The 20971-nt window shown below is 64.5% G+C and carries 18 protein-coding genes; 10 read left to right on the forward strand and 8 right to left on the reverse strand.

The window, feature by feature from the left end:
* Position 1: 1 nt before the first annotated feature.
* Together ACOQPI_RS16925 and ACOQPI_RS16930 are read right to left on the reverse strand one after the other, a co-directional pair.
* Positions 2 to 2059 (reverse strand): HelD family protein, encoded by a 2058-nt coding sequence (locus tag ACOQPI_RS16925; protein WP_420620782.1) that lies wholly within the window; start codon positions 2057 to 2059, stop codon positions 2 to 4.
* Positions 2060 to 2250: 191 nt separating this feature from the next.
* The gene (locus ACOQPI_RS16930; RefSeq protein WP_420620783.1) at positions 2251 to 7359 is read right to left on the reverse strand and encodes a RecQ family ATP-dependent DNA helicase; all 5109 of its coding nucleotides are present in this window, start codon (positions 7357 to 7359) and stop codon (positions 2251 to 2253) included.
* A gap of 327 nt (positions 7360 to 7686) precedes the next feature.
* Between ACOQPI_RS16930 and ACOQPI_RS16935 the strand changes: the two genes are divergently transcribed.
* The 3 genes from ACOQPI_RS16935 to ACOQPI_RS16945 all read left to right on the forward strand — a co-directional run bounded on the left by ACOQPI_RS16935 (position 7687) and on the right by ACOQPI_RS16945 (position 9544).
* Entirely contained in the window at positions 7687 to 8853 is a 1167-nt protein-coding gene (locus ACOQPI_RS16935) for an HNH endonuclease (protein WP_420620784.1), read from the forward strand.
* 95 nt (positions 8854 to 8948) lie between these two features.
* Positions 8949 to 9194, forward strand: a complete 246-nt coding sequence (locus ACOQPI_RS16940) for a hypothetical protein (protein WP_420620785.1) — start codon at positions 8949 to 8951, stop codon at positions 9192 to 9194.
* A 152-nt stretch (positions 9195 to 9346) separates the two neighbouring features.
* Positions 9347 to 9544 carry a hypothetical protein gene (locus ACOQPI_RS16945; RefSeq protein ID WP_420620786.1) on the forward strand — a complete coding sequence of 66 codons (198 nt, stop codon included), beginning with the start codon at positions 9347 to 9349 and terminating at the stop codon, positions 9542 to 9544.
* 33 nt (positions 9545 to 9577) lie between these two features.
* Here the strand turns inward: ACOQPI_RS16945 and ACOQPI_RS16950 are convergent, their stop codons facing one another.
* Positions 9578 to 9859 carry a hypothetical protein gene (locus ACOQPI_RS16950; protein WP_420620787.1) on the reverse strand — a complete coding sequence of 94 codons (282 nt, stop codon included), beginning with the start codon at positions 9857 to 9859 and terminating at the stop codon, positions 9578 to 9580.
* On the opposite strand from ACOQPI_RS16950, the gene hemE reads away from it, so the two are divergent.
* The 3 genes from hemE to lnt are packed head-to-tail and all read left to right on the forward strand — an operon-like array spanning position 9842 to position 13831.
* Positions 9842 to 10936 carry a uroporphyrinogen decarboxylase gene (gene hemE / locus ACOQPI_RS16955; RefSeq protein ID WP_420620788.1) on the forward strand — a complete coding sequence of 365 codons (1095 nt, stop codon included), beginning with the start codon at positions 9842 to 9844 and terminating at the stop codon, positions 10934 to 10936. The two genes, ACOQPI_RS16950 and hemE, sit on opposite strands and share 18 nt — an antisense overlap.
* A gap of 57 nt (positions 10937 to 10993) precedes the next feature.
* Positions 10994 to 12328, forward strand: a complete 1335-nt coding sequence (hemG, locus tag ACOQPI_RS16960) for a protoporphyrinogen oxidase (protein WP_420620789.1) — start codon at positions 10994 to 10996, stop codon at positions 12326 to 12328.
* Between the two features lie 18 nt (positions 12329 to 12346).
* Entirely contained in the window at positions 12347 to 13831 is a 1485-nt protein-coding gene (lnt, locus tag ACOQPI_RS16965) for an apolipoprotein N-acyltransferase (protein WP_420620790.1), read from the forward strand.
* On the opposite strand, the gene dtd is transcribed toward lnt, so the two are convergent.
* Entirely contained in the window at positions 13832 to 14269 is a 438-nt protein-coding gene (gene dtd, locus ACOQPI_RS16970; protein ID WP_420620791.1) for a D-aminoacyl-tRNA deacylase, read from the reverse strand. It lies immediately after the preceding gene.
* A gap of 75 nt (positions 14270 to 14344) precedes the next feature.
* Between dtd and ACOQPI_RS16975 the strand changes: the two genes are divergently transcribed.
* The 4 genes from ACOQPI_RS16975 to ACOQPI_RS16990 all read left to right on the forward strand — a co-directional run bounded on the left by ACOQPI_RS16975 (position 14345) and on the right by ACOQPI_RS16990 (position 17979).
* A complete protein-coding gene (locus ACOQPI_RS16975) occupies positions 14345 to 15610 on the forward strand; it encodes a glycosyltransferase family 4 protein (RefSeq protein WP_420620792.1) in 1266 nt (421 codons plus the stop codon).
* A 33-nt stretch (positions 15611 to 15643) separates the two neighbouring features.
* The gene (locus ACOQPI_RS16980; RefSeq protein ID WP_420620793.1) at positions 15644 to 16396 is read left to right on the forward strand and encodes a class I SAM-dependent methyltransferase; all 753 of its coding nucleotides are present in this window, start codon (positions 15644 to 15646) and stop codon (positions 16394 to 16396) included.
* A 79-nt stretch (positions 16397 to 16475) separates the two neighbouring features.
* Positions 16476 to 17501, forward strand: coding sequence for a prenyltransferase (locus ACOQPI_RS16985; RefSeq protein WP_420620794.1), 1026 nt, complete (start codon positions 16476 to 16478; stop codon positions 17499 to 17501).
* Between the two features lie 34 nt (positions 17502 to 17535).
* The gene (locus ACOQPI_RS16990; RefSeq protein ID WP_420620795.1) at positions 17536 to 17979 is read left to right on the forward strand and encodes a very short patch repair endonuclease; all 444 of its coding nucleotides are present in this window, start codon (positions 17536 to 17538) and stop codon (positions 17977 to 17979) included.
* A 14-nt stretch (positions 17980 to 17993) separates the two neighbouring features.
* On the opposite strand, the gene ACOQPI_RS16995 is transcribed toward ACOQPI_RS16990, so the two are convergent.
* From ACOQPI_RS16995 to ACOQPI_RS17010, 4 genes are read right to left on the reverse strand one after another with little or no spacing between them, the layout of a single operon-like run.
* Positions 17994 to 18566, reverse strand: a complete 573-nt coding sequence (locus ACOQPI_RS16995) for a superoxide dismutase family protein (RefSeq protein WP_420620796.1) — start codon at positions 18564 to 18566, stop codon at positions 17994 to 17996.
* Between the two features lie 47 nt (positions 18567 to 18613).
* Positions 18614 to 19795, reverse strand: a complete 1182-nt coding sequence (locus ACOQPI_RS17000) for a DUF1214 domain-containing protein (protein ID WP_420620797.1) — start codon at positions 19793 to 19795, stop codon at positions 18614 to 18616.
* Positions 19796 to 19843: 48 nt separating this feature from the next.
* Positions 19844 to 20473: a class I SAM-dependent methyltransferase gene (locus ACOQPI_RS17005; RefSeq protein WP_420620798.1), complete on the reverse strand. Its 630-nt coding sequence runs from the start codon at positions 20471 to 20473 to the stop codon at positions 19844 to 19846.
* The gene (locus ACOQPI_RS17010) at positions 20445 to 20939 is read right to left on the reverse strand and encodes a GtrA family protein (protein WP_420620799.1); all 495 of its coding nucleotides are present in this window, start codon (positions 20937 to 20939) and stop codon (positions 20445 to 20447) included. Before ACOQPI_RS17010 ends, ACOQPI_RS17005 begins: the two co-directional genes overlap by 29 nt.
* Between the last annotated feature and the right edge of the window lie 32 nt (positions 20940 to 20971).

The following is a 20971-nucleotide window of genomic DNA, read 5'->3' on the forward strand; positions in this document are numbered from 1 at the left end:
CTCATGCCTCCTTGGTGAGCAGGGGCTCGGGCAACGGACGGGCGTACACAACCACCAGACGTTGAGTGGCCCGGGTCATGGCCACATACAGAGCTCGCATCCCCTTGGGGAGCTTCTCGCAGATGTCGGCCGGCTCCACCACGATGGCGGTGTCCACCTCAAGCCCCTTCACCAACTCCACCGGCACGATGGTCACCCGGGACTCCAGGCCTCGCTCATACACCAAACCGTGATCGACGTCGGCAGAGGTGAGGGCCTCAGAGATGGCATCGGCCAGTGCGTTGTGGCAGATCACCGCCAGGTTCCCGTTGGCCAACGCGCTGAGCTCGGCCTTTACCTCCCTGACGACGGCGGCGGTCAGGCTGCTGGGGCTGGGTTCGCTGTCTTGGACACTGCCTTGTCCGTTGCCCTGGCCGTTGCCGGAGGCTGGGGCTTGATGGGCAACCACGGGCACGAATCGGGGAGGGAGGCCCTCAGTGCGGATTGATTGAGGCGGAACCAGGCCGGGCATGGCGGCGTCGAGCACCTTGGCAGCCACTTCCATGATGGGCTCGGGTAGGCGATACCCGATGGTCAACTCGGAAAATCGGGTGTCGACGTGGTCGGGGAGGTGCTCGATCACGCTGTCCCAGGAGTCGTGCCCCCATGCCGAGGTGGCCTGGGCGATGTCGCCTACCACGGTCATCGACCCGTTAAGCGAGCGGCGGCTGATCATCCGGAGCTGCATGGGCGACAGATCTTGGGCCTCATCCACCACGATGTGGCCGTAGGTGCGAATCGAGTCAGACAGCTTGTGGCCGGGCCGGGGGCCCAACAGGGCCAGGGCCTCATCCAACAAGGGGGCGTCGTCGGCCGTCCACACCACTTCAGAGGCATGGGGTTGTCGGGAGCGGTAGAGCAGGTCGGTTTCCTCTGGAGTCAACACCGACGCCGTCGCTGAGCGGAGCAGCGCGGGAGAACCGAACAGGTCGTGCAGCAGGTGGGATGGGGTGAGCACTGGCCACATCCACTCCAGGGCCTCCCGCAGTTCGATGCTGCCGTGGAGTTGTTCGCGCACCGCCTCCATATCAGGAGCGGGGGAATCGGTGCGGGCGCCACTATCGGCCAGGTGCTGGTACACCTGTTCTTCCACAAAGCGACGGGCCCGGTTGTGGGTGCGGAACCGCTTGCGGGCTTGGCGCACGATCTCGGCGCTCTGGTCCACGGTGAGCCGGAGCCGACGCAGGCCAAACCCCACCGTCACGTCGGCACGCAGCGGGCGCTGGCGATCCCGGCGAGCCCGGCGCAGCACCGTGATCATTCGCAGATCGCCCTTGATGCGGGAGATACGAGGGTTGTCTAGACCCTTGACCCGCGTACCAGGAAGCAGATCGGCCAGCATTGACACCTCCACGCCGGCCTCGCCCAGCGATGGAAGCACCTGCTCGATATAGGTCAAAAACAGGCGGTTGGGGCCGAGCACCAGCATTCCCTGGCCTTCGAGGGGAAAGCGGTGGGTATAGAGCAGATAGGCGGCCCGGTGGAGAGCGGCCACCGTCTTGCCGGTGCCGGGACCGCCTTGCACCACGAGGAGTCCGGACAGCGGGGAGCGGATAATGGCGTCCTGCTCGATCTGGATGGTGGCGGCCGCGTCGGCGAGGCGGCCGGTGCGGCCGGCTTCCAAACCGGCTCGAAGGGTGGCCTCCCCCACCAGCGGCATCCTGCCTCGGCCGTTGGTTTCGCCGAAGTACTCGTCTTCCACCCCCAGCAGCTCCCGGCCTCTGGTCACGAAGTGGCGGCGTCGGGACAGGCCCATGGGCTCGCTCCCGGTGGCTCGGTAGAAGGCCTCGGCCGCCGGGGCCCGCCAGTCGATGGTCACCGGCTCCTGGTCGTCATCCCACACCGCCACCCGGCCCACATAGAGCTGGTCGCCGCCCTGCTCATCGCTCCAGTCGAGGCGACCGAATACCAGCGAGGCGTCACCGATGTCCAGAACGCTGAGGCGGGTGCTTATCGAATCCCAAATGATCTCCCGCTCATAGCGGGCCTGATGGGTGCCGCCCGCGCCCACCTCAACCATCCCCTTAAGCGACAGCGCCCGCTCCCGGGCCGTCTCAAGGGCTTGGTGGGCCCGATCGATATATGTCTGTTCCGCGGCGTGATCCGGATGAATCGGAGACTCCTCAGACTGAGTTCAAAACCAGTGAACGTTCAAGTCTAATACGAAATTGACGGGTTAGGGCGTGGCAGGCTCGCCGATCTCCGTGAGACTCAGGATGGTTCAAAGATGAGCTCGGGCACCACGACCTCCCATGTGTCGCTCTTGAGCTGCTCTTGGTATTGCGGCTCTGAGTGCTGACGGCCCCAGGAAGCAATAGCCAGAACCGTGGCACCGGTGCAGGTCATACCCTCTGGTGGTTTGAATGACTTGGCCAGCGTCCCCACCACCACCCCGGCATCATCGAGCAGTTCCCACCTTTCTGACTTCAGCTGCACCTGTAGCGGGTCATTTGGCAAGAGCGCAGCAAGAGCGCGATGCACCCGATGGTCGGGTGGCATTCGACCCGCGAAGCTCAGGTAGACGTTCTTCAAATTCAACTGTCGATAGTGGCGGGCCAACTCTATTGGCGGTGGTGGAACCGCGATGGGCTCTCGCCACTTCACCGCTGTGCTACTCCGCAGCGCCTCCTGCATCGCATTTGGTTTGCCGAGGTACCCGAGGGCAAGGGTTTGGCGGGCCCGGGTCATGGCCACGTAGTACAGGCGGCGCTCGGCGTCAGGGTCTTGATCTTGTCCGCCGCGGTCCCAGCCACCGTCAAGCACCACAACGTGATCGAACTCAAGTCCCTTTGCCCTATGGGCGGTGCAAAGCAGTATTCCTCGCTGGCGCCGGCGCACCTCGCGCCCCCATTCGGCCAGCCATTCTCTGAATGTGTCCACTGGAACCTGGCCTGAACCGAACTCCATCTGGTGCTCGTCAACGGCATCCTTCAAGAGTTCAGTCCAAGGGGTGGGCTCTTGTTTGCTCACCCAGTTGCACAAGTCGGAATTGACGATCCACTGAGAATCGCGCTCGCGGAGCCAATCCAAGAGGGCCTGGGTCTCGCGAAGATGCCAAACGCTGGGGAGTTCTTCGTTCGCCATCTGAACCGGTATGCCGTCAAGCTCGCAGATGCTGCGAATTGGTTGCAGATAGTTCCACTCCCTAGCAATCACGGCACAGGTTGACCAATCCCAGTCTGACGAGAGGCTTGCCATTCGCTGGAGCTCGGCCATAACCGCCTGCCCCTGCGCCTGTGAGCCCGCGTCGCGTCTGGCGGTCAGGATTTGAACCCTCCCACCACCTATGGGATCGCGCTCGGCCCAAATGCCGCCCGGTGGGTATTTGGCGCGCTGTTTGTCGATTCGGATCTCGTTGTCCCGCTTCATGCGATCTTGTGCTGGCTCGATAACCGCATTGGCGGCCTTGATGATGTGTTGGGTAGATCGGTAGTTGTCGGTGAGGAAGGCGGGTTTGGCTTCGTAGTCCTGTTCAAAGTTGCGAATGAACTGCACCGACGAACCCTTGAAGGCATAGATGTTCTGGTCGTCGTCGCCCACCGCGAACAAGGTCAGCTTGGCATCGGCGTCTGCTTGAGTCCGGCCAGCTAGGGCCGAGATGAGGTCGTACTCGTCGCGGCCGACATCTTGGTATTCGTCCACCAGAATCCAGCGGAACCCCGCCAGCAGCCGGGCCCGCGACTCCTCTGCCTCCTCCTCTGTTGCCAGCCCTTCGCCATGCAGCAGGGCAGTGGCCTGCCTGAGGATGTCTTGGAACTGCTCACTTTCGGGGCGGTCGGCCCGCTCGGCGAAGCTGGTGCCAACAAGCCTCATGGCCAGGGCGTGGCAGGTAAGCACCAGCACCCTTCGCGAGTCGTCTCCAACCAACTCAGCAAGTCGGCGACGTATCTCAACTGCGGCATGCCGGTTGTAGGCCAAGGCAAGGATGCCCCGAGGGTCTTCGCGCCTCACTCGAACTAGATAAGCGATTCGATGTACCAGCACCCGGGTTTTTCCTGAGCCGGGCCCGGCCAGCACCAGCACGTTCGTGGTCTCGCGGTCGTCGGCCACTAGGCGTCGCTGAGAGGGATTCTTCAGGCTCTCGACGATGTTGTGCCACGACTCTGGAGAGGTTTGGCGGGACAACTCTCGTTCACGATCAGGGAGCCAGCGGCGAATGAACTCTTCGTCGCCGAGAGCGAAGTAATCGAGAGATAGACGCAAGGCGTCAGCCATGTCCTGGAGGCCCCGCTGCGCGAATTCGGCCATGACATGTATCTGGCGCACTGTTTGGTCGTAGTGAATCTGTAGAGACTGAAAGTCGGCGTTGGCGAAGCCACGTTGTTTGTGCCTCGCTTCCAGGCGGATGGTCATCGCCGGGCGGAACACGGTGAGGCCCTTATTGAGCCTTATGACCTCCAATTCATGCAGCCACATGAGGGAGCGGTCCACAAGCTTGCGAACGTCGTTCACCTGCCCCCTCAGGGTTAGATCGCTGTCTACCGATCTAACCAGCTCCCCCAGCGTGGTTTCAGCCAGCAAATCGGTCCCGCGACGCTTGCCCGGCGGCAACCTCGACAGGAGGTGCTCAAGCAGACGCTTCGCACCAGAACGCCGGCGCTGGGCAATGTCGGCAAGGGAGCGCCACTCTCGCTTTAACGTCACCCAAACGCTCTCGGCGTCGAGCTTGTTCACGCTGATGCTGCCGCCGACACCCCTCTCGCCCCGTCCGTCGCCGGCGATTCCGCGCAGGATGCGAGTCACGTACTCAGGACGAACATTGTCGTGGCCGTCGTCTTTGATCCTCTGGGTGGCCACCCGAAGGTTCAGCGGCGCGCTGTCACCCACTCCCATATCGGGGGCCATCTCTTGCATGAGGCTTATGAGCTTCTCCTCCACTGCGGCCGCCTCGGCGAATCGCTTCTTCGAACTCCGCGTGACGCCGGCGTGGACGAAAGCGGTCAACCCGGTTTCATTGCTGGCGATTCCAAAGTTCTCCAGGTCATGGAGCGCGCCTCGCAACCGTTTGGGTTCGAAACCGATTGTGCTCATCAGCACGTCGGTGGAAATGCCCTCGTCGGGGTCGGCTTCGATCAGCGCCTTCACGATGGCGAGGAGTTGGGCGCGGTAGCCATCGCTGATCGGCTTGGCGTCGAGCTTCTTCCGGGCCTCCTCGACCGTGCTCACCTGTAGCGAAGACGGGAAGACTCTGACTCGGTTTTCCTCCCGAGTGAGCAACTCTGACTCCTCCAACCAGGCGAGGGCGGTCCGTCCTCGGGTGTCGTCGGTAGCAGAATCCCGCCGGAATTCCTTGTCTTCGTCTTCGATGAGGATCTCTCCCATGGTGGCGACCACTTCGTCGCTCTTGTTGCGACGACCCAGCCGGCGCAGGGCTCGAAGGACCCCGTGAATGTCGCGCCGGGTTAGCCGGGAGCGAGCAGACATGCCGAACTGCCGCTCCACATCGTCTTTGGTGTAGAGCAGCACACAATGGGCTTCTTGCTGGTCTCTCCCCGCACGCCCTGCCTCTTGCAAGTAGTTCTCCAACGACGACGGTATGTCAGCGTGGATCACCAACCGGACATCGGGCTTGTCGATACCCATTCCGAAGGCGTTGGTGGCGGCGATCACCCGCAGATCACCCCTGATGAACTCGTCTTGGACGGTCTTCTTCTCCTCGGGCTGCAACCCCGCGTGGAAGCGGTCGGCTGAGACCTCGTGCTCTCGCAGGTAATTCGCCAGTTCTTCGGTCCGCCGCCGCGTGGCGCAATACACGATCGCGCCGCCTTGGCGGTCTGGGGGCAAGTGCTTGGCCAAGATCATGTGAATGTCGTTGGACTTCTGGGATCTGGTGGTCTCCACCACCACAAAATCAAGGTTCGTTCGGCGACTGCCACCGTCGAAGTCGTGCAACATGATGCCGAGCTTGTCCCTGAAGTAATCCAGGATCTCTTCTTTGACCCCCGGTTTGGCCGTGGCAGTCAGGCACATAACTGGGGGAATCAACCCGCCTTCGGCCCGTTCATCGATGAAGCGCCCCACATAGCGATAATCGGGGCGGAAGTCATGGCCCCACTTGGAGAGGCAGTGAGCCTCGTCGAGAACCCAGGCACCTATTTCGCGTTGTTCCAAGGCCCGTCGAAACGAGACGCTGCGCAACTGCTCGGGAGAGATCAATACGATGGATGCGTCTCCCAGCCTGAGCTTTTCCAGTGCATCGGCTCGCTCTGGCATTGACAACAGGCCGTTTATCGTGATGCAGGAGTCGATGCTATGGGCTTCTAGTCCGGCAACCTGGTCGACCATCAGAGCCACCAACGGTGAGATGACCACGGTTACTGCCCCGGTCTTCTCGTATCGTGAAAGGGCCGGTATCTGGTAGCACAACGACTTGCCCGTACCCGTGGGCAGGATTCCCAGAACATGGCGACCCTCCATTGCTGACTCGACAATGGACTGCTGTAATGAATGTCCTTGCCGTTCCGGGTCTTCCGGTTCTGGTCTGAAGGCGTCGAAGCCAAAGAAACGCTTCAGTTCCTCAGAGGCATTGTGGCGCTCTCGGCACCAGGGACATCCCCGGTCGGGGCATCTGCGATCACGGAGTCGTCGAACCAGTTGCCCGGCCTTGGGAAACTGGTGCCTAACCCAAGATGGCATGACCGAGTTGCCCCCTGCTACCGACAGCCACGCCAAGGCATAGGCGAGCGGCCAACTGTGCTGATCGGCTGATGCGATGGCTTCGTTGGCATACGTGCGGCAGGCGATGTGTTCGAGGCGGGCCTGGATCGCCTCCCGGCCCTCCGCATCGGATGGCCGGGGTGATCTACGTAAGCACTCGAAGAAAAAGTCGAAGCCGGTTTCGGGCTGCCCCCCCGTGAGCCAGTGCCAGGCGGCCAGTAGGTCGGATGGTGCCTCCAGCAGCTTTTTTTGCTGGTTAGAGAAGACCTGCAAAGCCAGTTCGGCGTCTTGTTTCGGGTCGTTCTTGCGCTCAGAGTTGAGCTGCCCGTCTTGATAATGCTTGACCAGATGGTGGTATGGGTTGCGAGGAAAGGCGAGTGGATTGAGCCACAGCGTGTCTATTGCCGGCAGTCGCAGCAGGCGCAGATCGGGCTTTTTGGCTTGCAGTCGGGGCAAGTCGAAGTCGATGAGATTGTGATTGAGCAAGAAATCTGCACCTTTGGCGAGATCGTCTAGCTCAGCCAGCGCCTGTTCAAACCGGCGGCCCCCTGAGGGGAATACAACGGACTTCCCGGTATCACGGCGTACTCCGGCAAAGGCGTGGATGTGCTCGGTTTCCTTCGATACCTCAAGGTCGATGGCAAGGCAGCGAGACAGTCTCATGAGAAGACGCTGGGCTTCGATCTTGCTGCTCAGACCATCAGCAACGTCAGATCCAACACGACTGGAGGTGTTTTCGACGGCTTGAGCAACTCCCTCTTCGGTCACAGTGCGGCGGCCTGCCTAATCGTGTCCGGCAGACAATTCTTGTGGCACGGTGGGGATGCTAGACGTTGACAGTTATGTGTCGGCTATGTGTCGGCTTTGCCCTGCCAACACTCGACTGAAAATTGTCGAGATTCATATGTTTTGACTGCAAATTGGATGTTTCTCATTGTTCACGAGAAATGTCATGTAGATACTGTCACTGGTGTCGGTAGACTGGTGGGCATGGAATCTGGGACGTTGACCAGGCGAAACGCCAGCACTGGCGTGCATGTTGATGCGGTGGAGATCGCCGGGTTGGACGATGCTTCCCTGGATTTGCGGTTGCGTCAGATCGGGCGGGCTCGGAATCAGTTGGATGGGTTCTTGGCGGAGGCGGTGGCGGAAAAGAAGCGACGCACCAGCCCGTATGACACGGCCAACACATTGAAATCTGAGCTCCGCCAGTCGGGCCAGCAGGCCCAACGCACCATGCGCGACGCTGAACAGTTGGAATCGCTGGCGGCCACTCGGGGAGCGCTCTCTGACAGCCGCATCACCTCCGAGCACGCCCGCATCCTGGGAACTGCGGCACAAGCAGGGCCCCTGGACGAGGACAAGATGCTGGCCGCGGCCGAGCACCAGACCCCCGAGCAATTGCGGCGCACGGTACGCGAGCACCAAGACGAGATGTCTGGCGATACAGACGGTGCCAAGCGGCTCGAGCGCCAACGGAGAAAACGCACCGCCAGCTTCACCGAGCAGGACGACGGCATGTGGCGACTGTTCGCTCTGTTCGACCCGGTCGCTGCGCAAGGCATCCGGGCTGCGCTCAACCACAAGACCGACATGGCCTGGCACGCCACCACCGGCCGTGAGCGGCTCGAAGCCCGCCATCGCCGGGCCGATGCAATCTCTGGGCTGCTGACCCGTACTTCAGACGGAGAGACCGAGCAGCCCCAGCCGACCAGCCTGTTGATCCTGGCCGACTACGACGCCATCGACCGTCAACTTGGCAATCCTCGGTTGGCCGATGGCACCCCGTTGCCTCAAGATGAGTTCCGCAAGCTGGCCTGCGACGCCGAAATCCTCACCGGGATCTTCGATGCCGACCTGCAATGCCTCTCACTGGGCCGCCAACGCCACCCCAGTCCCCAACTTCGAGCCGCCATTACTGCTCGGGACCAAGGCTGCATCGGCTGTCGAGCCGAGCCCGAGTGGTGCGTCTCCCACCACATCATCCACTGGCAAGACGACGGCCCCACCCAATCCGACAACCTCGTGCAGCTCTGCCACGACTGCCACCACAAAGTCCACCACCGCAACTGGGATGTCGAACATCACCCCGACACCGGCCGCCCCCACCTACGACCCCCCTGGCAACAACCCCCCGAACCACCGCCCAGACGCTGACAGATCGCCGCCTGAGGAGCGCTTTCTGGCACGTCAAGAAGCCAGGACAATCCATAGCGGTTGCCATATATATACGGTTATAATACCGTACTTATATGGCTTCTAAGACAACCATCAACTTCGATGACGAGATGGAAGCAGCACTCGCCGAACTGGTGGCATTGGACGGCACCAAGAAGCTGGCCATCAAGCGGTCTCTTCTCGCCGAGGTGAAGCGCCGCCGCAGCAGTCGCGCAATGCTCGACATGATCGCTTCGTGGGAGGCAGATGAAGGCCCCATCAGCTCCGAGCATCTCGAGTGGGCCGACGGCGTACTCGACCGACAGGGGGTGGATCGTTGATCGTTGACGCTGGTCCGCTGATCCTCGATAGCGAAAAACTTAACTCCCGACTGTGGGCTCTAATCAAGCGGGCCGCTGAGCGCGGTGACGATCTACACACGACCCATCCGGTGCTCGCTCAGGTTTGGCGAGAGCCCGCGAAACAAGCGAACTTGGCCCGCGCGCTGCGCTACTTCTCTATCCACCCTTTCGACGAGTCGGTGGGCGTGGGACTCAGGCTTGCCGACTCCGGTACCTCAGATGTGGTTGACGCCCACCTCGCCGTGGTCGCAGAGGGCTTGGGCACATTCATCCTCACCACAGACCACGATGACATGTCAAGACTCAACGCCCGCTTCGAGCGCTACTGACGGACGGAGTTGACAAACCCTCACCAGTGGTGCTCAAAGAGTTCCACCCTCGCCGATCTCTTTGAGGGCGTCGCCGATGGCGGCTTGGAGGCGGCGGGCCAGGGGTGGGGACAGGTGGGCCACTAGGCCATAGCCGGCTTGGCCTACCTCTTCCACGGTGAGCACCACCCGGGGAGTGGCGTCTTCGTAGTCGTCGGCGATGGCCACCGCCCACGACACCGGGGAGAACTCGTCGTCGTCGCCGGGCGGGAGGTCGGCCGGGTCGAAGGGGTAATCGTCAATAGACCGGCGCACCGCATGGATGGTACCGGCCAACCCATATGTCAGTACCGTTTATGCGTGGCTGCCGGTTCCTCCATCGCCAATGACGCCTTTTTGCGGGCGTGTCGCGGGCTGCCGGTGGAGCGGGTGCCGGTGTGGTTCATGCGCCAGGCGGGGCGATCGTTGCCTGAGTACCGGGCCATCCGGGGGGAGGGCTCGATGCTGGACACCATCGCTCGTCCCGAGGTGGCCACCGAAATCACCCTTCAACCGGTGCGCCGCTATGGGGTGGACGCGGCCATCTTGTACTCCGACATCGTGGTTCCCACTCATGCCATCGGGTTCGGCGTCGACATCGTGCCCGGGGTGGGGCCGGTTGTGGAGCATCCGTTCCGCGAGGCCCGCGACCTGGATCGGCTGCGCCCGCTCGATCCCGACGCCGACACCCCGTATGTGCTGGAAACGGTGCGCAACCTGGTGGCGGAGCTCGACGTCCCGTTGATCGCCTTCGCCGGGGCGCCGTTTACCATGGCTTCCTATTTGGTGGAGGGAGGGCCGTCTCGCACCCACGCCCTCACCAAGCGGTTCATGCACAGCGAACCCGACCTGTGGGCCGCGCTGATGGACCGATTGGCCGATCTGGCTATTGCGTCCATTGGCTCGCAGCTCGATGCCGGCGCTGCGGCGTTCCAATTGTTCGATTCCTGGGCCGGTGCGCTGGCCCCCGATGAATACCGGCAGTTCGTGCTGCCAGCCAGCCAGCGAGTGTTCGCCGAGTTGGGCAACCGGGGCGATGGGGTGCCGGGCATCCACTTCGGGGTGGGCACCGGCGAGCTGCTGGAACTGTTGGCCAAAGCTGGGGCCGATGTAGTGGGGGTGGACTGGCGGGTTCACCTGGACGACGCTCGGGAGCGACTCGGACCCGATGTGGCCGTGCAGGGCAACTTGGATCCCGCCGCGGTGCTGGCCCCGTGGCCGGTGGTGGCCGACCGGGCCACCGACGTGCTGGATCGCAACGCCGGACAGCCGGGTCACGTGTTCAACCTGGGCCACGGCGTACTGCCCGAAACCGATCCCGAGACGCTGGAACAAGTGGTGGAGTTGGTCCACAGATACAAGGCCTTGCCGTGAAGGACCCAGGAGGAGAAGCGGCACCCCAGGACATGGCCGCGCCATGAGGGTGTCTCTGTGAAAGTTGCCGTTGTCGGGGCGGGGATCACCGGGTTGGCCGCAGGCTACGAGGCGGCCAAGGCCGGCGCCGAGGTGGTGGTATATGAGGCAGCCGAGCGGGCGGGGGGGCGAATTCTCACCTCTGAGCTGGCTGGGCAGCCGGTGGATGAAGGAGCAGATGCGTTCTTGGCCCGGGTGCCGTGGGCGGTGGATCTCTGCCAGGAGCTGGGCTTGGCCGCCGATCTGGTGTCGCCGGCCCAGCGGGCGGCGTTCGTGTATTCCCGAGGAGCGCTGCGGGCAGTGCCCCAGCCCAACGTGCTGGGGGTGCCATTGGACTTCGACACTTTGGCCGCCTCCGGGATCGTGTCGGCCGATGGAGTGGACCGCGCCCGCCAAGAGCCCGATTTGGCTGGGTCGCCGTTGGCAGAAGACGAGTCGGTTGGCGGGCTGGTGCGGCGCCGGTTGGGCGACGAGGTGGCCGACCGGTTGGTGGATCCGCTGATCGGGGGCATCAACGCCTCTTCAATCGACGACTTGAGCGTGAGGGCGGCCGTGCCCCAGTTGGCCGAAGCCGCGGCTCGGGGCCCCAGCTTGGTGCGGGAGATGCGTCGGCTGGCCGCGTCGTCAACCGCCGACCCAGACGCGCCGGTGTTCTACTCCCTGCCCGACGGTGTGGGGCGATTGACCGATGAATTGGCCAGACGATTAGAGCAACGGCTGCGGCTGTCGTCCCCGGTGGTCGACCTGAGCGAGTTGGACGCCGACCAGATGATCGTGACCCTCCCGGCAGGAGCGGCTAGCGCGCTGGTAGCCCCGGTATCGGCAACCGCGGCCGATCTATTGCACAGCATCGACTACGCGTCGGTGGTGCTGGTGTCGCTGGCGTTTGACACCGCCGATGTCGATCACCCCATGGCGGGCTCGGGCTATCTGGTGCCCGCGGTTGAGGGCCGGACCATCACCGCCTGCTCGTGGGCATCGAGCAAGTGGTCTCACGTCGGGACGGCTGACACGGTTGTACTGCGGGTGTCGGCTGGACGGTTTGGCGACGACCGGGCACTGGCCCTCGACGACGACGCCCTGCTGGAGGCAGTGGTGGACGACCTGTCCCTCACCATGGGTCTGGATGCCGAGCCCCACGCGGTGAGAATCAGCCGTTGGGAGCGGTCTCTGCCCCAGTTCCGGCCCGGCCACCTGGAACTCGTGGCCGACATCGAGCGGGCGCTGAGCCAAGACGCCCCCTGGTTGCGGGTGACCGGGGCTTGGGCTCGAGGCTTGGGGATTCCGGCTTGCATCAACCAAGGGCGACAGGCAGCTCGGGCCAGTGTGTCCGACGGCGCGGTCGCCCGATGAGCAGCCGATGAGCAGCCGATGAGCAGCCCGCGACTTGCTGTGTGGGTTCGCACCAGCGGGTGGACCGCGGCGGGCTCCCTGGCGGCGGGCGGGCTGGTAGCGCTGTCGATGCCTCCGTGGGGATGGTGGCCGCTGGCTTTGGTGGGATTGCTGGTATTCGAGCGCCTCATTGCCGACCAGCCGATTTGGGCCCGGGCGTGGCGGGGGTTTGGATTCGGGGCGGGCTGGCTGTTCCCGGCCACGCTCTGGATGGTCGACTTCACCCTGCCCGGCTATCTGGCGGTGTGTGTGGTGTTCTCCGCGCTATACGGCCTCGCCGGGGCGGCTTGTCCGCCGGGGCGCAGCCGATGGCTGGCGCTACCCGGCCTGTTTGTGCTGGCCGGAGCGATTCGCTGGCGGTGGCCGTTTGGGGGGGTGCCGCTGGCCACCCTGCCCATGAGCCAGGTGGATACTCCGTGGGCCACCACTGTGCGGGTGCTCGGACCGTTGCTGCTGGTGGGGGTGTGTGCGGCCATCGCCATGGTGCTGGCTGCCGCGCTCGATCGCCGCTGGCAGGCGGCAATGGCCTTGGCAGTGGTGGTGCTGGGGTTTTGGGGCTGGGCGGCTCTGGCCCCCCGGGGCTCGGCCACCGGCACCATCGACGTGGCGGTGGTGCAGGGAGGCGGGCCACAGCGGACCCGGGCGGTCAACACTGAGCCTGGGGTGGTGTTCGCGCGGCACCTCGAGGCCAGCCAACTGGTGCGGCAGCCGGTGGACTTGGTGGTGTGGCCCGAAGACGTGGTGGACGTGCATGGCCTGTTCGCCAACAGCCGGGAGCGCCTGCGGCTGGCTGAGCTGGCCCGCGAGCTCAACACCACGCTGGTGGCCGGAGTGGTTGAGGACGTGTCGGACACCGAAGCGGCCAATTTCGCCGCGGTGTTCGCCCCCGACGGCACCCAGGTGGACCGTTACGACAAGGTCCGACTGGTGCCGTTCGGGGAGTACGTGCCGCTGCGGTCGTTGATCGAGCCGCTGGCCCCCGACTATCTGCCAGCCCGAGACATGCGCCGAGGTGACACCCCCGCAGTGGTGGACACCCCCGTGGGCCGCCTCGGGGTGTCCATTAGCTGGGAGATCTTCTTCGAGGATCGGGCCCGAGACGCCATCGGCAACGGCGGCGAAGTGCTGTTGAACCCCACCAACGGGGCCAGCTATTGGCTCACCATCGTGCAGACCCAGCAAATCGCCAGCTCCCGGCTGCGGGCTTTGGAGACCGGCCGCTGGGTAGTGCAGTCGGCCCCCACCGGGTTCAGCGCCTTCGTCGACCCCGACGGCAACGTCTACCAGCGCACCGCCGTCTCCGAGCGCAAGGTCATACAAGCCGAAATCGAGCTCCGCTCCGGCCAAACCCTCGCCACTCGAGCCGGCCCTTGGCCCATGTTCGCCCTCGCCCTAGCTGCCCTGCTGGCGGCCTGGATAGCTCACTCAAGGACCACCACCCCTCCCCGCCGCCAATCCCGCTGATCAGACCTCCACCATTAGGGTGACGGGGCCGTCATTGATCAACTCGACGGCCATCATTGCGCCGAAGGAGCCGGTGGCGACGGTGGCGCCCAGGTTGCGGAGTTCGACAACGAGGTCGTCGACCAGGACAGCGGCTTGGTCGGGGGCGGCGGCACCGAGGAATGAGGGGCGGCGGCCCCGGCTGATGTCGCCGTAGAGGGTGAACTGGCTCACCACCAGCAGCTCGCCGCTGGTGTCGGCCACCGACAGGTTCATGTGCCCGTTCTCGTCGGTGAAGATGCGCAAGTTCCACAGTTTGCCGGCCATCTTCTTCACCGTGTCGGCGTCGTCATCGTGGGTCACGCCCACCAGACAGCACAGCCCAGGACCGATCTCCCCGATCACTTCGCCGTCTACCCGAACCCGGGCCTCGGCGGCCCGCTGCACCAGCGCTCGCACAGGGCCAAGATAGCGGTCAGTCGGAGCATCTGAGCATTTGCCAAACCCACCGAATTCCGAAAGCCTTGTGGGGCTATGGTCTCGGCGGATCGCCCGCTCAAAATCGCCCTTTTGTCGTACCGGGGCAAGCCCCACTGCGGTGGACAGGGGGTGTACGTCCACCATCTCAGCCGGGCACTGACCGACCTCGGCCACCACGTGGAGGTGCTGAGCGGACAGCCCTATCCGGTGCTCGATGAGCGGGTGCCGCTGCACGAGCTCCCCAGCCTGGACATCTTCAACGATGCCCATCCGGGGCGGATGCCGGGGTTCTGGGAGATCAAGACGTGGGCCGACGCCGCCGAGGTGGGTTCGTTCATGACCGGTGCCTTCTCGGAGCCGCTGGCCTTCTCCATCCGGGCGTGGCAGATGCTGCGCTCCCGAGTGGGGGATTTCGACCTGGTACACGACAACCAGTCGCTGGGCTACGGGCTGCTGGCCATGGAACGCGATGGCTTGCCGGTGCTGGGCACCATCCACCACCCCATCACCGTCGACCGCCAACTGGAGCTCGAACACGCCCGTAGCCCGATAGAGCGGCTGGGCAAGCGGCGCTGGTACTCCTTCACCCGGATGCAGGCCCGGGTGGCCCGGCGCCTCCGGCGCATCATCACCGTTTCGGAGTCGTCGCGCGACGACATCACCCGAGACCAAAAGGTGCCCCGCCGCCTGATGCACGTGGTTCCGGTGGGGGTGGACCCCGAGCAGTTCCGCCCGCTGCCCGGCGTAGACCGCAAGCCCGAGCAGATCATCACCACCGCCAGCGCCGATGTGCCCATGAAGGGCCTGCGCTACCTGTTGGAGGCAGTGGCCAAGCTGCGCACCGAGCGGGACGTTCGCCTGATCGTCATCGGCAAGCCCCGCGAGGGGGGCACCTCAGCCGAAGCCATCCACAATCTGGGCCTGAGCCAGGTGGTGGAGTTCATCTCCGGGGTGCCCGACGAGCGCATCGTGGAGCTGTATGCCACCAGCTCGGTGGCGGTGGTGCCATCGCTGTACGAAGGGTTCTCGCTGCCGGCCATCGAGGCCATGTGCAGCGGCACGCCGCTGGTGGCCACCACGGGAGGAGCGCTGCCCGAAGTGGCCGGCCCCGACGGCGAAACGTGTGTGTCGGTGCCGCCCGGCGACAGCGAGGCGTTGGCCGCGGCGCTGAGCAGAGTGCTGGACAATCCCGAAATGGCCGCCCGCATCGGAGCGGCGGGACGGGAGCGGGTGATTGGCCGGTGGAGCTGGCGTCACACCGCCGACCAGACGGTGGAGCACTACCGGGCACTGCTCGACGAATGGCGGCCTGGCCGATAGGCACGAATACTCTCGGCGATTTCCAGTTCGATCATGCTGACCGTTGACTACAACCGCTTGGGTCTGAAGCCAGGCGAACGGCTGCTCGATTTGGGATGCGGGTTTGGGCGTCATGCTTATGAGGCCGCCCGGCAGGGCGCCCATGTGGTGGCCTGTGATCTGGCGTCGGCCGAACTGTCCGAGGTTCGGGCCACGTTCGCGGCCATGTCGGATGCCGGAGAGCAGTACCAAGGAACGTGCCAAGCCGCCCAGGGTGATGCCACCCGGCTTCCGTTTCCCGACCAGTCGTTCGACCGGGTCATCGCCTCCGAGGTGCTGGAGCACGTGGACTCCGACGAACAGGCGCTGGCCGAGCTGACCCGGATTCTGCGCCCCGGCGGGGTGCTGGCGGTAACGGTTCCCACCTGGTTCCCCGAAAAAGTGTGCTGGGCGCTCTCGGATGAGTACCACGCCCCCAAGGCGGTGGGCGGCCATGTGCGGATTTACCGGCGCAGCGAACTCCGGCGTCGGCTCCGACAAGCAGGCCTGGCTCCCTATTCGGGCCATCACGCCCACGCGCTGCACAGCCCCTACTGGTGGCTGCGGTGCGCGGTGGGTCCCGACCGCGACTACCATCGGCTGGTGGCGGCTTATCGCCGGCTCTTGGAATGGGATATTGTTCGCCAACCAAGAATCACCCGAATAGCCGAACGGGTCCTGAGTCCAGTGCTGGGCAAGAGCCTGGTTCTTTATAGCCGGAAGCCAGGATCACAGAGTTCAAGGGAGACCGAGCTTGTCGCCGTCTGAACCCCACAACCACAGGGAGACCGAACTTGCCGATGCTGAGTCCCCTACCCTTGGAGGTAGCGATTCTGCTGGGCCTTGCGTGGCCGGCGTTTTGTCGGCAACCGAGCTAGAGCAAACCGCCGACAGCATCGCCGATTGGCAGTTGCCTAATGGCATGATCCCCTGGTTCCCCGGCGGCCATGCCGACCCGTGGAACCACGTGGAAGCCGCCATGGCCCTCACCGTGATGGGCCGTCGGGCCGAAGCCGAGCGGGCCTACCAGTGGTTGTCGGACCATCAACGGCCCGATGGCGCCTGGCATCAGTACTACGTGGCCGACGGCGTGGAGCAAGACAAGCTAGATGCCAACTGCGTGGCCTACGTGGCTGCCGGCGTGTGGCACCACTACCTGTGTACCGGCGACCGGAGCTTCTTAGAGTCGATGTGGCCGGTGGTGGAGCGGGCCGTGGACTTCGTGCTCGATTTGCAGCTCCCCCGTGGGGAGATCCGCTGGGCCCGCCACGCCGACGGCACGCCGTGGTCGTTCGCCCTGCTGACCGGTTCGTCCAGCATCTGCCACAGCCTGCGAGCCGCCATCGCCACCGGCGAGGAGTTGGGCCACGAGCGGCCCGACTGGGAACTGAGCGCGGCCCGGCTGGCCGATGTGATCCGAACTCAGCCCGATGCCTTCGCCCCCAAGCACCGCTGGGCCATGGATTGGTACTACCCCGTTCTGGCCGGCGTGGTCACCGGCCAGGAGGGTCGCACCATGCTGGCCTCTCGCTTCGACACCTTCGTGATGGACGGCCTCGGAGTGCGCTGCGTGTCGGACAGGCCCTGGGTCACCGCCGCGGAGACCTGCGAGAGCGTCATCGCCCATCTGGGCGTGGGGCGACGAGATGTCGCCGCCGAGATGTTCGAGTGGGTGCAAAACCTGCGAGCCGACGACGGCTCCTACTTCACCGGCATGGTCCATCCCGAGCGGGTCCACTTCCCCGCGGATGAGCGCACCTCTTACACCGCCGCCGCCGTCATCCTGGCCGCCGATGCCCTATCCGGCGCCTCCCCCGCCTCCACCCTCTTCTCCAACCACCGCACCCTCCCCGAACTAATCACCATCGGCTAAGGACGCCCCCGCGGAGCGTCGCTACCATCAGCCCATGAGCGGGTTGCCGGAGGGGTCTTGGGCTTCGTCGGAGGCGACCCGAAAGTCGATGCAGGGGAATCGCAGCCGCGACACCAAGCCGGAATTGGCGGTTCGCTCGGCGGTTCATCGGCGAGGGTTGCGCTATCGGGTGGCCTCTCGGCCGCTACCGGAGCTACGCCGGACGGCCGATCTTGTATTCCGCAAGGCCAAGATCGCGGTGTTCGTGGACGGCTGCTACTGGCACGGCTGCCCGGAGCACCACACTCAACCGGCCACCAACCCCGAGTACTGGTCAGCCAAGATCACCGGCAATATCGCCCGCGACCAAGACACCGACGCCCACCTCCAAGAAGCCGGCTGGACCGTGCTGCGCTTCTGGGAACACGAAAACCCCGAAACTGTTGCCGATGCGGTGGAGCAATTGGTACGCGCTGCCTTACAGCCAGGGAATCTCTGAGAACTGCTCGCTGGCTAGCGGATGATGCCGCAACCCACGCGGCCGCCAGCGCCGCCGATGGGCTGGGTGAGGTGATCGTCGGGGTTCTCGTGGATGACCAACGTGGAACCGTCGGCATCAAGCAGTGCGGGCATTGACCCGCCAGAAATGGTCACCAGCGAGGTGAAGAACTCGGCTTGGGCAATGCCGTCGGCCGCCGCGTACAGGTTGGGTAGGTCGCCGTTGTCGTGGTTGTCCACCGTGCGCTCAGGGTTCTTCAGGCCGTGCTGGGCTTCATCGGTGGCCGTGAGGTGACCGCCGGCCGCCTTGAAGTCGGGAGTGCAGGCACCAACTTCGTGCAGGTGGATGCCGTGCGCGCCGGGGGTGAGGCCACTCATCGACATCGTAATCAGCACTCCTGTCGGCCCCTGCTCAAACTCGGCGCTGCCCACAACGTCGCCATCGGGGTTGACAATGCTGGCCGAGGCTGTGGCACCAACCCGGTCAGCCTCGTAAGCCTGCCCGTTGTCGTCGCTCCCGCAGGCCGCGGCCATCAAAAGGAAGCAGGCAACAAGAGCAGGGATTCTCCAAATGCTCCAGGAAATCATGGGAGCGAGGCTATATCGCGCTACAGGCTTAACCGCGCCAATGAAGTTCAGCAGCGGAAGCGGTGGGCGCGGGACTGGCGGCGGGAGGCGATTTGGGTGGCGCGTTGGTCGGGGGTGAAGCGGGTCACGAAGTCGGGGAGGTGGGAGTCGACCTCCATGAAGGGGACTACTTGGCCCTCGGGGGTGGGCATGGAGGAGCTGAGGACCCAGCGGAAGGTGATGAGAGCCTCGGGGCGGCCCTCGGTGTCGAGCCAGTTCTGCACGCCGGGGTCGTGGTGGGCCACCACGATGCGGAAGCGGCCGTCGGGGTCCACCGCGATCTGGGCGTTGTTGAGGCTCACGGTGCGGTTGGCGAAGTCCAGCGACTCGAACCAGGCGTAGCTGTAGAGCATGAACGACCAGTACTGGGCGTCGGGCACGTCGCAAGTCACTACCAGGGCCTCGTCGGGCCCCAGTTCATAGGAGCAGCCGCCGTAGCCGATGGCGTCGGCCCCGCCGGGTACCGAGCGGGGGCCGTAGAACACGTTGGGCGGGGCGGCTCGGCGGCTGCGCTCCATCCACTGGTTCCAAAACACCAGGGCGTCCTCGGCCCAGGCCATGGCCCGGTCCAAACCCTCGGCGAAGCCAGCCGGATCGAGCGGCTCAGGGCGCTCACCTTCACTGCCCACCCGCTCAACCACAAACCGGCCCGGCTCGTCCACTCCCCAGTCCACGTTGTACTCCCGCACGGAGATGTGGTCGGTGTGCTCGTCGATGGGGAGCCAGTTGCCGTCGTGGGGAGTTGCACTGGCGATGAAGGTGAAACTGCCATCGGGATCCACCGCGAAATCGTCGCTCGAGCGTTCGGCGGTGATGCCCAACCGGTTCTGGTGCATCTCGCCGTGGGCGCTTTGGATCACGAACATCGCCCCTGGCGGCAGCCACCCATTGATCCGATAGGAGTGCTCAACACTCACGTGGGCCCGCCAATAGGTGTTGTCCACGTTGGGGCCACCCCAGCGCATCACGTCGTCGTTGTGGCGGTACATGACCGGGAAATCCCGGTCGCCAAACTCAACCTGCTCGACCCACCCCTGCATCAGCAGCCGGCCCAAGTGCCGGTAGCCCTCGGCCAGATCAGCCGCTCCCGCCGGAAAGTCGTCTTCCAGCAGCCGGTCGCCCGCGGCCTTCAAACGGTCGCTGAACTCCTGCCACGCTTCGCCTGATGCCAGCCTTTGTTCTTGATTCACGCCGCAACGGTAGTGAGGCGACTAAGGACCTGCTTGAAACTGAGTAGATCAGATGCCCGGGGCGACGCGGGTGAGGACCCTGAGGGAGCCGGTGACTGGGTTTTCTCTGAAAGCACCGGAGGCCATGGCCCGGCAGTAGATCTCGTAGGGCGGGCGGCCGCCATCGGCGGGGTTGGGAAACACGTCGTGGATGGCCAACCGCCCGCCGATGGCCACGTGGGGCACCCAATTCTCATAGTCGGCGTGGGCCGGCTCGGTGCCGTGGCCGCCGTCAATGAATAAGAAGGCCAGCGGGGTGGACCAGTTCTGGGCAATGGCCACTGAGTCGCCCACTAAAGCCACCACGCTCCCTTCCAACCCGGCCTCATACACGGTACGCCGGAAATGGGGCAGGGTGTCGATCAGGCCGACGGCGGGATCGACGAGATCGGGCTCGTGCCACTCCCAGCCCGGCTGGTTCTCCTCGGAGCCCCGGTGGTGGTCGAGGGCGAACAGCAGTCGGCCTTGGGCTTGAGCGGCATCGCCCAGATACACCGACGATTTGCCGCAGTAGCTGCCCACTTCCAGCAGCGGCCCGTCGACCTCCAAGTCGCAGGCGGCCTGGTGCAGCGCCATTCCCTCGTCGGGGTGCATGAACCCCCGGGCGCCCTCAGCGAACGCCCGCCGACTGGGTTCCATCGTCTTGAGTCTCGAGGCCCATGTCAACTGACTCGCCGTCGAGCGCTGGACCGAACAAGTACTGGTCGCACACCGCGTACTTCACCAGCCATACCGTGCCGAAGGCGCCAACCGACGCCGCGGTGATGAACCAGCCGTTGTCGGTGGCGGCGTCCACCAAGCCCACGGCCAGCGACGACAGGGCCAGCCCAGCCAGCGAGACCAGCCAGAAGGGCAGTACTACTCGGCCCCATTGCGTAGGACCGCTGCTGTCCCACACCCACCCCCGGTACAGGAAATAGACGGGGATATTGGCGATCATGAAGGCAACCAGGTTGGACAACAGCCCCGACCAGCCGAACAGGTCGTAGCACACCCGAAGAATGGTCTGACCCAGCACCACTCCCACCGCCGATGTGCCGCAGTAGCGCAGCAGGCGGCGCCAGTTTTCCAAGACGTGAGCGCGAGCAGAGACAAGAAGCGTCATGGGGAGAAACAAGCGTACCCCAGCCCCTCTCA

This window comes from Candidatus Poriferisocius sp. (assembly GCF_965219815.1).
Classification (GTDB): Bacteria; Actinomycetota; Acidimicrobiia; order Acidimicrobiales; family Bin134; genus Poriferisocius.

What these genes read in the sequence shown, in the direction of transcription:
- ACOQPI_RS16940 (WP_420620785.1), top strand. Translation starts at nt 8,949, where the DNA reads ATGGCTTCTAAGACAACCATCAACTTCGATGACGAGATGGAAGCAGCA.
- ACOQPI_RS16990 (WP_420620795.1), top strand. Translation starts at nt 17,536, where the DNA reads ATGAGCGGGTTGCCGGAGGGGTCTTGGGCTTCGTCGGAGGCGACCCGA.
- ACOQPI_RS16930 (WP_420620783.1), bottom strand. Translation starts at nt 7,359, where the DNA reads ATGAGACTGTCTCGCTGCCTTGCCATCGACCTTGAGGTATCGAAGGAA.
- ACOQPI_RS16975 (WP_420620792.1), top strand. Translation starts at nt 14,345, where the DNA reads ATGGTCTCGGCGGATCGCCCGCTCAAAATCGCCCTTTTGTCGTACCGG.
- ACOQPI_RS16935 (WP_420620784.1), top strand. Translation starts at nt 7,687, where the DNA reads ATGGAATCTGGGACGTTGACCAGGCGAAACGCCAGCACTGGCGTGCAT.
- lnt (WP_420620790.1), top strand. Translation starts at nt 12,347, where the DNA reads ATGAGCAGCCCGCGACTTGCTGTGTGGGTTCGCACCAGCGGGTGGACC.
- ACOQPI_RS16995 (WP_420620796.1), bottom strand. Translation starts at nt 18,566, where the DNA reads ATGATTTCCTGGAGCATTTGGAGAATCCCTGCTCTTGTTGCCTGCTTC.
- ACOQPI_RS17005 (WP_420620798.1), bottom strand. Translation starts at nt 20,473, where the DNA reads ATGGAACCCAGTCGGCGGGCGTTCGCTGAGGGCGCCCGGGGGTTCATG.
- hemE (WP_420620788.1), top strand. Translation starts at nt 9,842, where the DNA reads ATGGATGGTACCGGCCAACCCATATGTCAGTACCGTTTATGCGTGGCT.
- ACOQPI_RS16980 (WP_420620793.1), top strand. Translation starts at nt 15,644, where the DNA reads ATGCTGACCGTTGACTACAACCGCTTGGGTCTGAAGCCAGGCGAACGG.
- ACOQPI_RS16925 (WP_420620782.1), bottom strand. Translation starts at nt 2,059, where the DNA reads ATGGTTGAGGTGGGCGCGGGCGGCACCCATCAGGCCCGCTATGAGCGG.
- ACOQPI_RS17010 (WP_420620799.1), bottom strand. Translation starts at nt 20,939, where the DNA reads ATGACGCTTCTTGTCTCTGCTCGCGCTCACGTCTTGGAAAACTGGCGC.